We start from the raw sequence: 10,735 nt of genomic DNA, 5'->3' as shown, positions 1-10,735 counted from the left end.
AAACGGGCGCCGCAAGCACACTTGCAACGGATAGCGCGATTAGCTTCAAAAAAAATTAATTGTAAACCCGAATTAATCGCGGATTGATAATTTGCACACGGTACGGTTTTAACGTGTACTCGCCCTCGGTACCAACGCCTGTGAAAAGGCTGTATTCAAAATCATCGCACGGACAAACCGCATTGATGCCGTTGATGGTTAACTGCGAGCAGGTTGTGGGAAATTGGTTTGGACACAAAGCATCCCAAGCACGGTAATCGGTATCTGAAACTTTCATCACAATGAGCGTCACACCACTACCGGTATCGGGAATGAGCTGCGGATTGATGTTAGAATTTAAACCGCTGTATGTGGGTAAGTTTAAGTTGAGTTCCACAGAAAAATTGTAATCGGGCAAATACGGATTTCGAAATCGAACATTATCCGATTCGCAACCGAAGAGCATAACGATACAAACAATAAAGACGAGTTTTTTCATAGCTTTCATACGAAGTCAAAGATACATGATGTAGAAACGCTAGAACGAAAATATTATTTTTAGCGAAATTGCTACAGCCACGTGCTTGTATTCTTGCAAAGGGGACATCAAAAATTTGTTCTCGCAGTCGAAAATTCCTATATTTGTGAAAAGAAATCCCGCCCTGCGGGATTTTTTCTGTTTTTATAGCCGCAGGCAAAGCACTTACAAGAACCTGCAACAAGTTTCTAATTTGTTGATTCAAAAACACAAACACATACATGAGCAACGTTTCATATTATACCGCGGAAGGATTAAAAAAACTTAAAGAAGAACTAGATTATCTTAAAAACGTCATGCGTCCGAAAGCATCGCAAGATATCGCGGATGCCCGAGACAAAGGCGATTTGAGTGAAAACGCAGAGTACGACGCTGCGAAAGAGGCGCAAGGTTTACTGGAGATGCGCATTTCAAAATTAGAGGACATTTATGCTAATGCCCGCTTGATAGACGAAAGTCAGCTCGACACCTCTAAAGTGCTCGTGCTATCAAAAGTGAGAATCAAAAATCAGGCAAACGGTATGGAGTTGAACTACACCTTAGTTGCTGAGAGTGAAGCCGATTTAAAATCGGGTAAGATTTCGGTTACATCGCCAATCGGAAAAGGACTGTTAGGGAAGTCAAAGGGCGATATTGCAGAGATTACCGTTCCGAACGGTGTGCTTAAGTTTGAAATTTTAGATGTTACACGCGACTAATGGCAAGTTTATTTTCAAAAATCATTTCGGGGGAAATTCCTTGCTATAAAATTGCCGAAGACGAAAAGCACTTGGCTTTTTTAGACATAAACCCAAATGCAAAAGGCCACACTTTGTGTATTCCCAAACAAGAAATCGATCAGCTTTTCGACATGGATGCTGTTTCGTATACGGCCTTATTGCAGTTTGCTCATCATGTTGCTGTTGGTTTGAAAAAAGCAGTCCCATGTAAACGCGTTGGTATGGCAGTTATTGGGCTGGAAGTGCCTCATACACACGTGCATTTGATTCCATTAAATGAAATGGACGAGATGCGTTTTCAAAACAAAGTTAAATTGGAACCGGCAGAATTTGAGGCTATCGCTCTGCAAATTCGAGAAAAATTATAACATCTAAAAGGATTGTTTTTTTAAGATTTTATTGAGTATGTTTACTAAAACAAACATACTTATGAAATCAATACAGAAGATTATTCTTGCCGGCCTCGCAATAACAGCATTTTCATGCGGCAACGACGACGACAACAATTCGGTAGACTCGTCTTTACTTTTAAAAAAGTGGTATTACGTAAGCGATAAAGTAGCTGGGGAGACCATTCCTTATGATGACCATGAGCCTTGCGGCAGAGATTATTCTGAGTTTTTAAGCAATGGAACTATGAACGACGTGGATGTTTTCAACTGCGAACTATTTACAGAAAACTACAATTACACCCTAAATGGCAATCAGCTTACCGTTTCAGATTCGCAATTTACGCAAACCGTGACCATTACGAAGTTAACGGCAACGGAACTGGAGATACAATCTTCTTATGATTATGATGATGATGGCGATAACGAAGTAGTAACTGTAGTTTATACTGCGCTTTAATCTACCAGTAATTTATTTCTACAATAGTATTTCTTGAACTAGTTAACATTTTCTGGTTCAAAACGAAATAAAAAAGCCGCTCCAGTTTTTGAGGCGGCTTTCAAATTTATTTCATGTGAAAATCTTCCATGAATTTTGTCGTGTAATTTCCTTCCACATATCTCGGATCATCCATTAATTGTCGGTGAAACGGAATGGTGGTTTTAATTCCTTCAATCACAAACTCGTCGAGTGCGCGTTTCATTTTGTTGATTGCTTCCTGGCGGGTTTGTGCCGTTGTAATGAGCTTAGCGATCATCGAATCGTAATTCGGCGGAATCGTATAGCCGGAGTAAACGTGTGTGTCTAAACGCACGCCGTGACCTCCTGGGGTATGCAAGTTTGTAATTTTACCGGGAGAAGGTCGGAAATCATTATACGGATCTTCGGCATTGATGCGACATTCAATGGAATGCAACTGAGGTAAGTAGTTTTTACCTGAGATTCGCACACCAGCGGCAACAAGTATTTGTTCGCGAATCAAATCATAGTCGATTACTTGTTCGGTAATTGGGTGTTCAACTTGGATACGCGTGTTCATTTCCATAAAATAGAAATTTCGGTGCTTATCCACTAGGAACTCCACTGTTCCGGCACCTTCGTACTTAATGTATTCAGCGGCTTTAACAGCAGCTAAGCCCATACGTTCGCGCAGATCGTCGGTCATGAATGGCGAAGGCGTTTCTTCCGTAAGTTTTTGGTGACGTCTTTGTACCGAGCAGTCGCGTTCTGAAAGGTGGCAAGCTTTTCCGTAAGAATCGCCCACAACTTGAATTTCAATGTGTCGCGGTTCTTCGATCAACTTTTCCATGTACATGCCGTCGTTTCCGAATGCTGCACCCGCTTCCATTTTAGCGCTTTCCCAAGCTTTAAGAAGATCTTCGGCTTTCCATACGGCACGCATACCTTTTCCACCACCACCTGCAGTAGCTTTTAACATCACAGGATAGCCCATTTCTTCAGCGATTTTTGCCGCTTGTTCAAAGCTTTCTAAAATACCATCAGAACCGGGAACACAAGGTACACCCGCAGCTTTCATGGTTGCTTTAGCCGTAGCTTTGTCGCCCATTTTTTCAATCATTTCCGGCGAAGCTCCGATAAATTTGATGCCGTGTTCCGCACAGATTTTCGAGAATTTTGCATTTTCAGACAAGAAACCGTATCCTGGGTGAATAGCATCGGCGTTAGTTATTTCAGCGGCGGCGATGATATTCGACATTTTTAGGTAGGAGAGGTTGCTCGGAGGAGGCCCGATACAAACGGCTTCATCGGCAAATTTTACGTGCAAACTTTCCGCATCGGCGGTCGAGTATACAGCCACCGTTTTAATGCCCATTTCGCGACAGGTTCGAATAACACGTAGTGCGATTTCGCCTCGATTGGCAATTAATATTTTCTTAAACATAATCGTGTAGTTTGAAGTTAATGTTAACGAGAACGGTTTTTCCGAACTAGAACGCTTATGATGGATCAACTAAGAATAAAGGTTGGTCAAATTCAACAGGAGACGAATCGTCAACTAGAATTTTAACGATTTTTCCAGCTACTTCAGATTCGATTTCGTTGAACAATTTCATGGCTTCGATTACGCAAAGCACATCGCCTTTTGCGATAGTAGAACCTACTTCAACAAACATAGGCTTATCTGGAGCGGGTTTGCGGTAGAAAGTTCCAATAATTGGCGATTTTACAGTGATGTATTTCGATGAGTCATCGGCAGCAGGCGCTGCTGGTGCGGCAGGTGCTGCTGGTGTTGAAACCGGAATTTGCGCCGCAGGCTGCGGTAATGCTTGTGCTACAGCCGGAGTTTGCACGTAAGTAATTTCAGGAGTGCTTCCTTCGACGGTGGTGCGGATTGTAATTTTTACATTATCCATTTCAAGTTTTACCTCGGCAACACCTGAGTTGGATACAAATTTGATGAGGTTTTGAATTTCTTTTAAATCCATAAGACTGAATGTTTAGTTTTCGTTGTTCGTTAATATGCCCATTTGAGGTAAATAGAACCCCATGTAAATCCGCCGCCGAAAGCAGCAAAGATAAGATTATCTCCTTTTTTAAATTTCGATTCGAAGTCGCTTAGCAAAAGCGGAAGTGTTCCGGAAGTTGTATTTCCGTATCGGTGAATGTTCACCAAAACCTTGTCGTCTTCAATGCCCATGCGCGAAGCGGTAGCATCGATGATTCGTTTATTGGCTTGATGAGCAACTAAAAACGCAACATCATCTTTAGTAAGATTGTTGCGTTGCATAATTTTTTCACTCACATCGGCCATTCCTGAAACTGCGTATTTGTAAACGGTTTTACCGTCTTGAAAAACAAAATGCTGTTTGTTGGCAACCGTTTCTGTGGAAGCGGGAAGAATCGAACCTCCGGCATCAATTTTTAAAAATTCGCGGCCAATTCCGTCGCTTCGTAAAAATTCGTCTTGAAAGCCCAAGCCTTCGTGGTTGGGTTCAAATAAAACCGCTCCAGCTCCATCGCCAAAAATGATGCAGGTAGCACGGTCGGTATAATCGATTATCGACGACATTTTATCTGCGCCGATAAGTAAAACCTTTTTGTAACGTCCGGACTGTACGTAAGAAGATGCGGTTGACATGCCATACAAAAATCCGGAGCAGGCAGCCTGTATGTCGTATGCGAAAGCGTTTACCGCTCCGATTTGGCTAGCCACGTAAACAGCCGTTGCTGCCACAGGTAAGTCGGGAGTAGTAGTAGCTACTAGAACACAATCTATATCTTCGGGATTGAGTCCTGATTTTTCGATCAGGTTTTCGGCGGCTTTAATCGCCATGAAGGAAGTTCCTAAACCTTCGCCTTTTAAAATGCGGCGTTCCTTGATTCCGGTTCGTGTGGTGATCCATTCATCGTTGGTATCGACCATTGTTTCAAGCAATTGGTTGGTTAGGATAAAGTCGGGGACATATCCGCCAACGGCAGTAATTGCGGCAGTAATTGAGCTCATACGGTAATAACTTCTGATTTTGCAATCGCCTCAGAAAAGTGGTTGAAATTACAAAAATTTTCCATGCGCTTTTCGATAGAGGCTTTAGATATGAATAAACAGCTATAAACAAAAAAAACCCTCACGTACGGGTGAGAGTTTAAGAATATGATTTTACAGCTGCTTAAACAGTTGCAACAGATTTATCGATTACAACTTGACCACGGTAATACATTTTACCTTCGTGCCAGTAGGCTCTGTGATACAAGTGTGCTTCTCCAGTAACTGGACATGTTGCAATTTGCGCGGCTACTGCTTTGTAGTGCGTTCTTCTCTTATCTCTTCTTGTCTTACTGACTTTTCTCTTAGGATGTGCCATTACCTGATTTTATTTATCTTTTAATAGTTGTTTTAATTTGTCCCATCTAGGGTCTGTTTCCGTTTCATTTTCACCACTAGGTGGCTTTATTTCTTTAACTTTTAGCTCGTTGAGTTTATCTAAAGCAGCCGATTTTAAACTTCCGTCTTTGATTCCGGGATGTTCTTTTCGCGCAGGGACTGAAAGAACAATCATTTCATAAATCAGTTGCGAAACGTCGAGTTGGTGTTCGCCGTGCGGCAAAATAAGCAACTCTTCGTTGTCGTCGTTATAAGTTTCGCCAAATTGAACCACCATTTTCATCTTCCCTTTTATCGGTAAATCAAAATATTCGGCAGTTAAATCGCACGGAACATAAACCGTACCTTGATGTTTGAAGCTCAATTCCAAAAAGTTACTTTTCTTTTCTAAAACTAACTTTACAAGTATTGAAGCCGATTCAAACTCATCAAAACTAAATGATTCAAAGAACGTTTTATCAATCTGAAACTCAAACGGATGCTTCCCCAGCTTTAATCCCGCAAAAGGAATTAAAAATTCGCTTAACTTTTTCATCTGAGTTGTAATTGATTGGCTTTAAATACGATTACATACTTAAAACCAATACCAAAACCCGTATTGGGAATTGGAGTGCAAAGATAGATAAAATACTTGTTTGGCAAAAGGTTATAAACAAAAAATTGTTTACAACTGCTTTTCTTTTGTTTTCAGCGGATTTTCGGTCATTTCTTGGTAGTGTTCGCGCGAGTGAACTACATCAATTGCCAAATAAACAGCTTCTTTGAATGAAGTTTCATCGGCTTTTCCTTTACCAGCAATGTCGTAAGCTGTTCCGTGATCCGGGGAGGTTCGAACCACATTTAGTCCAGCAGTGAAATTTACGCCGCCACCAAACGATAAGGTTTTAAACGGCGCCAATCCTTGGTCGTGATACGTAGCTAAAACCGCGTCGAATTGCTTGTATTGCCCGCTACCGAAAAATCCGTCGGCTGGATACGGCCCAAAAACTAAAGTTCCGGCGTCAAAAAGCTTTTTAATGGCCGGAGCTATTATGTCTTTATCTTCTACGCCAATAACTCCGCCATCGCCCGCATGCGGATTCAAACCGAGTACTGCGATACGTGGTCTTCGAATTGAAAAATCTTGAATAAGCGACTTTTGTAAAGTTTCGACTTTTTTGCGAATCAGTCCCTCGTTGAGTTTACTAGCAACTTCTGCCAATGGAACGTGATCGGTTAACAAACCAACGCGTAATGTGTCGGAAACCATTAACATGAGAGCATTTCCTTCAAATTGCTCATTTAAATAATCGGTGTGCCCCGGAAATTTAAAATCTTCGTCTTGGATGTTAATTTTATTGATTGGGGCCGTCACTAAAGCGTGAATTTTACCTTCTTGCGCTGCTGCCACGGCTGCTTTGAACGACTTTACAGCATACTTGCCAACCGTTTCGTCGAGTTTTCCGGGCGCCAAATCGAAACCTTCACGCCAAACATTAAGCACATTTAACTTGCCAGGAACGAGTTGTTCAAGATTGTCGATTCCGTGAATATTTACGGTACTTTCAAAGCTCTTACGCAAGAAAGACAAGCTTTTAACATTAGCGAAAATCACCGGAGTGCACAATTCGAGCATGCGCGAATCTTCGAAGGTTTTGAGCACAACTTCAGGACCTATGCCGTTTAAATCGCCAATGGAAATTCCTATAATAATATTTTCAGTTCTTTTCATAGATCTCGGCGTTTATCGACTATTTTTGATAGCGCAAAGCTAAGACATTTCAACTATTTATGTTTACAGGTATCATTGAGACTCTCGGAGAAATAAAATCTATTGAACACACCGACGCCAACGTGCATCTTTGGGTCGAATCGGAATTTACCCATCAATTAAAAATCGACCAAAGTGTCGCACATAACGGTGTTTGCTTAACCGTTGTTGCTATTGAAGGTGCATCGTATAAAGTAACGGCAATTCAGGAGACGATTCTTAAAACAACTTTGGGTTCGTGGAGTGTGGGCGACCGCGTGAATCTAGAGCGCGGCATGCGTTTAGGCGATCGTTTAGACGGACATATCGTACAAGGACACGTAGATCAGACCGCGGTTTGCACTGCTGTGGAAAATGAAAACGGAAGCTGGAAATATCACTTCCAATACAACACAAATCTAGGAAATGTAACCATACCGAAAGGTTCGATCACGGTGAATGGCGTAAGCTTAACGGTGGTCGATTCCACCTTGAGTGCCTTTTCTGTAGCGATTATTCCGTTTACATACGAACATACTAATTTTCAATATTTGAAAGTCGGCGATTCGGTGAACTTGGAGTTCGATGTAATAGGAAAATACGTTTCGCGTTTGTATGAGTTAAAGCAACTAACATGAGAAAGCTGTTCATTTTACTCTTTTTTCCCATTATCGTTTTGGCACAACCGACCTCGAGCAGTATTTACGAGCGAAGACACGAGTTTACATTCGGAGCTGTCAAATTATTGGCTGGACCTATTGTGGAGTTGAATTATGAGTACATTTTTCGGGAAGACTTTACTTTCGGAACCTCGGTGCTGGTTAACGGACGAAATGATAACGATTGGGAAGAAGACTTTTCGGTAACTCCTTTTGTGCGATTTTATTTTCAAGAACGCAAAGAGTTTGCTGCGAAAGGATTTTTTATTGAAGGTTTTGGAAAATACAGCAACGGCAGAAATAATGATTACGGGAATGAAAATAAACAACGTTACAACTCGGCTTCTTTAGGATTGGCAGGCGGTTTTAAATTGATAAACCGTACTGGGTTTGTTTTGGAAATAGTTGCAGGCGGTGGCCGTACATTAGGAGAATCTAAAAATGCGCCTGACTTTATTTTTCGCGGCGATATAAATTTAGGGTATCGATTTTAGTTTGAAAACACACGGCATAAAAAACCCCGGAAACCCGGGGTTTAGCTTTTTAATAAGATGGCTCTTATTTAATTTTAGCTTTCTCTAAAGCTTCGTTGTAGCCTTCTTTCGCTTTTGCTTTTGCTTCATCTACAGCTTCGCCCGCTTTTGCAGCACCTTCAGCGGCGCCTTCTTTAAGTTTTGCCCAAGCTTCTTCGGCTTCAGCAAGAGTTTTCTTTGCAGCTTCTTCCGCTTTTTTGTCGCCTTTAGCGATAGCAGCTTCAAGTTCGGCTTTTGCTTTTGCCACGGTATCTTCAGCCGCTTTGGTGTCGACCGTAGGCGTTTCTACAACCGTTGTTTTTGTTACCGCCGTTGTGTCTGTCCCTTCGCTGGTTACAGTTGTTTCAGTGGTAACTTCTTTCTTACAGGCCGTGAAGCTCAGTCCCAGTGCCAAAACGGCAATCATTAATTTGTTTTTCATGATGTTGTTGATTTTCTAACGTTGTTCAAAGAGCGTGCCGAATTATTTTACAGCCATTAAACAAGTAGATTTTTTCTTTTAAAACACCGTCACTCACTAGTTTTCTGAGCCTTTTTTCAGGAAAAGGGAACAATTAAAATGTACTTTATTAGTCTTGCTTTCGTGAGCAGTATAATTCTTGAATCGCATTTTAACAAGCTTTCAGAATAAAAAAACGTCCTATTTGTGAATTTGTATTAATAGAAAATAACGTAAACACTGTTACACAAATGTTAATCGATTAATCGATCGTAAACTACTGTAATTATTTTTGATTTTCAATTTAAAATATTTGCTATGAAAAGATTGTTTTTTCTACTTTTTTTATTGGGGACCTTGGCAGCTAATGCACAGTCTAAGTTCGGATTCTCTGGCGCGATTGGAGGATTAGATGATAATAGCCACCTCAAGACGATGTTAAATGCGACACTAGAACATGATTTAAAACCAAATCTAACTTTGGGCGCAGATATGTACACAAGTAGATTCTCGAAGAATGGCGAAACTTTGAACAACAACCAAGTGTTTTTGACCGTCGAATATCGCCCCAGCGCGTTACAATCGGGAAACAAGAAATTTTACCTGTCACTCCTAGCCGGGCCAGGTCTTGTATTTCAAAAAATTGCCAATCAATCTAGTACAGAATATTCGACTTTATTAGCCTCAAAAATTGGTTGGCGTATTACTAACTCAACAACAATTGGACTCAAACAAGGATTTTTATTAAATTCGATTAACAATGCAGCCTTCGTTTCAGTATTTGTAAGTATTAGGTTTTAGGAAATCATTTTTTAGATTTTATCAGAACCAAGGAACTTTTTTCTCTAGAAAGCAATTGCCGTCTAGATTTTAAACTGTGGGGTACAATGCAATATAATTTGTATCTTTAGAAAATGATATTTCGCTGAAAGTTAGATTTAGTGCTTAAAAACGTTTTTTGATCGTTTATGAATAAGATTTTTGTACCCATTGTTTTCTGTTTGTTAAGTGCTGCAACCACAGCTCAATTGAGATACTACAATATTGGGGGCAGGCGTTCACTTAGTGATGCTGAATACACGAAACATCTAGAGAGGTATTATAGAGATGGTTACGGTGTTGATATTATTAATTTGAAAGTTGAATCGCGGGGCGACACAATAATTTATCATAACAGGTTGTTTGGCTTGCCTAAAGGCAAAAACGGAGAAATTTTCAATCCCTTTTCTGGAATTAAGAAACTAGTTTCAAAACCTTTTCCTTTGTCAAACTTCAAAGAAGTAAACAACGCAGTTCTTGAGGACAAACTTATTTTGGGAAAACCAACGCTGGTTCATTTTTGGTTCACGCGTTGTCCGCCTTGTATAAATGAAATACCCATTCTGAATCGTTTAAAGGAGAAATATGCCGGCCAGGTCAATTTTTTAGCAATTAGTTATGAATCGCGCGAGGCAGTTACACTGTTTCAGAAGACTCACCCGTTAAATTTCTGGCATATTACCGATTCGCGTGCTTCTATATCTGAATTAGGAATTTCAGCTTATCCAACAAATTTGGTTGTTGATAAGCTAGGTATTGTAAAGTTTGCATTCGGTTCAATTTTTTCGGAATAGGATATGGAGCTTGTGCTAGATGATTTACTTCAAAATCCGTAGCAACTTTTGACGTGTTTGATAAGTTCATCAAGTAGCGCATTTTTTTGCCTTTTCAGACCTACGTGTCGTCGCAGAATGAGCGATTAGAGTGTTTAACCGAGAATGTGTTTTTCACTTTTCCGCTGTTTTTTATTTATCCATTATTTCTCGTCTTTCAATTTTTTCCCTTTTTTCTCTTGCCTATCTTTCCTGCGCGAACGGGTGGAGCGGCATCCTCCTATGTTAGCAATTTGAAATAAGGCATATTTTT

General features: G+C 40.6%; 15 protein-coding genes. 7 read left to right on the top strand and 8 right to left on the bottom strand.

The features are described 5' to 3' along the window. Positions 1 to 55 precede the first annotated feature (55 nt). Positions 56 to 478 carry a Rieske (2Fe-2S) protein gene (locus CHX27_RS01300; RefSeq protein ID WP_094484969.1) on the bottom strand — a complete coding sequence of 141 codons (423 nt, stop codon included), beginning with the start codon at positions 476 to 478 and terminating at the stop codon, positions 56 to 58. A gap of 260 nt (positions 479 to 738) precedes the next feature. Between CHX27_RS01300 and greA the strand changes: the two genes are divergently transcribed. The 3 genes from greA (at position 739) to CHX27_RS01285 (ending at position 2,085) form a co-directional block, all read left to right on the top strand. Continuing rightward, complete coding sequence (gene greA, locus CHX27_RS01295) at positions 739 to 1,215, top strand: transcription elongation factor GreA (protein WP_094484967.1); 477 nt, start codon at positions 739 to 741, stop codon at positions 1,213 to 1,215. After that, positions 1,215 to 1,604 (top strand): HIT family protein, encoded by a 390-nt coding sequence (locus CHX27_RS01290; RefSeq protein ID WP_094484966.1) that lies wholly within the window; start codon positions 1,215 to 1,217, stop codon positions 1,602 to 1,604. Before greA ends, CHX27_RS01290 begins: the two co-directional genes overlap by 1 nt. A gap of 61 nt (positions 1,605 to 1,665) precedes the next feature. Continuing rightward, positions 1,666 to 2,085 (top strand): lipocalin family protein, encoded by a 420-nt coding sequence (locus CHX27_RS01285; protein WP_165764412.1) that lies wholly within the window; start codon positions 1,666 to 1,668, stop codon positions 2,083 to 2,085. A gap of 106 nt (positions 2,086 to 2,191) precedes the next feature. Here CHX27_RS01285 and accC read toward each other — a convergent pair whose 3' ends face one another. The 6 genes from accC to pdxA form a co-directional block, all read right to left on the bottom strand. Next, positions 2,192 to 3,529, bottom strand: a complete 1,338-nt coding sequence (gene accC / locus CHX27_RS01280; protein ID WP_094484968.1) for an acetyl-CoA carboxylase biotin carboxylase subunit — start codon at positions 3,527 to 3,529, stop codon at positions 2,192 to 2,194. Positions 3,530 to 3,584: 55 nt separating this feature from the next. Continuing rightward, the gene (gene accB / locus CHX27_RS01275; protein WP_094484964.1) at positions 3,585 to 4,073 is read right to left on the bottom strand and encodes an acetyl-CoA carboxylase biotin carboxyl carrier protein; all 489 of its coding nucleotides are present in this window, start codon (positions 4,071 to 4,073) and stop codon (positions 3,585 to 3,587) included. 29 nt (positions 4,074 to 4,102) lie between these two features. Continuing rightward, positions 4,103 to 5,092: a beta-ketoacyl-ACP synthase III gene (locus CHX27_RS01270; protein ID WP_094484963.1), complete on the bottom strand. Its 990-nt coding sequence runs from the start codon at positions 5,090 to 5,092 to the stop codon at positions 4,103 to 4,105. A gap of 163 nt (positions 5,093 to 5,255) precedes the next feature. Beyond that, positions 5,256 to 5,450: a 50S ribosomal protein L32 gene (rpmF, locus tag CHX27_RS01265; RefSeq protein WP_094484962.1), complete on the bottom strand. Its 195-nt coding sequence runs from the start codon at positions 5,448 to 5,450 to the stop codon at positions 5,256 to 5,258. A 9-nt stretch (positions 5,451 to 5,459) separates the two neighbouring features. Further along, the gene (locus CHX27_RS01260) at positions 5,460 to 6,005 is read right to left on the bottom strand and encodes a YceD family protein (RefSeq protein ID WP_094484961.1); all 546 of its coding nucleotides are present in this window, start codon (positions 6,003 to 6,005) and stop codon (positions 5,460 to 5,462) included. 129 nt (positions 6,006 to 6,134) lie between these two features. After that, positions 6,135 to 7,181: a 4-hydroxythreonine-4-phosphate dehydrogenase PdxA gene (gene pdxA / locus CHX27_RS01255; RefSeq protein ID WP_094484960.1), complete on the bottom strand. Its 1,047-nt coding sequence runs from the start codon at positions 7,179 to 7,181 to the stop codon at positions 6,135 to 6,137. A 59-nt stretch (positions 7,182 to 7,240) separates the two neighbouring features. Between pdxA and CHX27_RS01250 the strand changes: the two genes are divergently transcribed. Together CHX27_RS01250 and CHX27_RS01245 are read left to right on the top strand one after the other, a co-directional pair. Next, the gene (locus CHX27_RS01250; protein ID WP_094484959.1) at positions 7,241 to 7,837 is read left to right on the top strand and encodes a riboflavin synthase; all 597 of its coding nucleotides are present in this window, start codon (positions 7,241 to 7,243) and stop codon (positions 7,835 to 7,837) included. Further along, positions 7,834 to 8,352 carry a hypothetical protein gene (locus tag CHX27_RS01245; RefSeq protein ID WP_094484958.1) on the top strand — a complete coding sequence of 173 codons (519 nt, stop codon included), beginning with the start codon at positions 7,834 to 7,836 and terminating at the stop codon, positions 8,350 to 8,352. Before CHX27_RS01250 ends, CHX27_RS01245 begins: the two co-directional genes overlap by 4 nt. A 64-nt stretch (positions 8,353 to 8,416) precedes the next feature. Here CHX27_RS01245 and CHX27_RS01240 read toward each other — a convergent pair whose 3' ends face one another. Then, entirely contained in the window at positions 8,417 to 8,812 is a 396-nt protein-coding gene (locus CHX27_RS01240; RefSeq protein WP_094484957.1) for a hypothetical protein, read from the bottom strand. Between the two features lie 336 nt (positions 8,813 to 9,148). Here CHX27_RS01240 and CHX27_RS01235 point away from each other — a divergent pair, with 336 nt between their 5' ends. Further along, the gene (locus tag CHX27_RS01235) at positions 9,149 to 9,631 is read left to right on the top strand and encodes a hypothetical protein (protein WP_094484956.1); all 483 of its coding nucleotides are present in this window, start codon (positions 9,149 to 9,151) and stop codon (positions 9,629 to 9,631) included. A gap of 167 nt (positions 9,632 to 9,798) precedes the next feature. After that, the gene (locus CHX27_RS01230) at positions 9,799 to 10,443 is read left to right on the top strand and encodes a TlpA family protein disulfide reductase (protein WP_094484955.1); all 645 of its coding nucleotides are present in this window, start codon (positions 9,799 to 9,801) and stop codon (positions 10,441 to 10,443) included. Positions 10,444 to 10,735: the final 292 nt, after the last annotated feature.

This window comes from Flavobacterium aurantiibacter, from assembly GCF_002251775.1.
GTDB classification, from domain to species: Bacteria; Bacteroidota; Bacteroidia; order Flavobacteriales; family Flavobacteriaceae; genus Flavobacterium; species Flavobacterium aurantiibacter.
The sequence above is the reverse complement of the archived record's forward strand: the minus strand, read 5'-3'. Positions and strand labels throughout refer to the sequence as shown.

Bases quoted from the DNA above. Each gene is read 5' to 3' on its own strand.
- CHX27_RS01300 (WP_094484969.1), bottom strand. From the start codon at position 478: ATGAAAAAACTCGTCTTTATTGTTTGTATCGTTATGCTCTTCGGTTGC.
- greA (WP_094484967.1), top strand. From the start codon at position 739: ATGAGCAACGTTTCATATTATACCGCGGAAGGATTAAAAAAACTTAAA.
- CHX27_RS01290 (WP_094484966.1), top strand. From the start codon at position 1,215: ATGGCAAGTTTATTTTCAAAAATCATTTCGGGGGAAATTCCTTGCTAT.
- CHX27_RS01285 (WP_165764412.1), top strand. From the start codon at position 1,666: ATGAAATCAATACAGAAGATTATTCTTGCCGGCCTCGCAATAACAGCA.
- accC (WP_094484968.1), bottom strand. From the start codon at position 3,529: ATGTTTAAGAAAATATTAATTGCCAATCGAGGCGAAATCGCACTACGT.
- accB (WP_094484964.1), bottom strand. From the start codon at position 4,073: ATGGATTTAAAAGAAATTCAAAACCTCATCAAATTTGTATCCAACTCA.
- CHX27_RS01270 (WP_094484963.1), bottom strand. From the start codon at position 5,092: ATGAGCTCAATTACTGCCGCAATTACTGCCGTTGGCGGATATGTCCCC.
- rpmF (WP_094484962.1), bottom strand. From the start codon at position 5,450: ATGGCACATCCTAAGAGAAAAGTCAGTAAGACAAGAAGAGATAAGAGA.
- CHX27_RS01260 (WP_094484961.1), bottom strand. From the start codon at position 6,005: ATGAAAAAGTTAAGCGAATTTTTAATTCCTTTTGCGGGATTAAAGCTG.
- pdxA (WP_094484960.1), bottom strand. From the start codon at position 7,181: ATGAAAAGAACTGAAAATATTATTATAGGAATTTCCATTGGCGATTTA.
- CHX27_RS01250 (WP_094484959.1), top strand. From the start codon at position 7,241: ATGTTTACAGGTATCATTGAGACTCTCGGAGAAATAAAATCTATTGAA.
- CHX27_RS01245 (WP_094484958.1), top strand. From the start codon at position 7,834: ATGAGAAAGCTGTTCATTTTACTCTTTTTTCCCATTATCGTTTTGGCA.
- CHX27_RS01240 (WP_094484957.1), bottom strand. From the start codon at position 8,812: ATGAAAAACAAATTAATGATTGCCGTTTTGGCACTGGGACTGAGCTTC.
- CHX27_RS01235 (WP_094484956.1), top strand. From the start codon at position 9,149: ATGAAAAGATTGTTTTTTCTACTTTTTTTATTGGGGACCTTGGCAGCT.
- CHX27_RS01230 (WP_094484955.1), top strand. From the start codon at position 9,799: ATGAATAAGATTTTTGTACCCATTGTTTTCTGTTTGTTAAGTGCTGCA.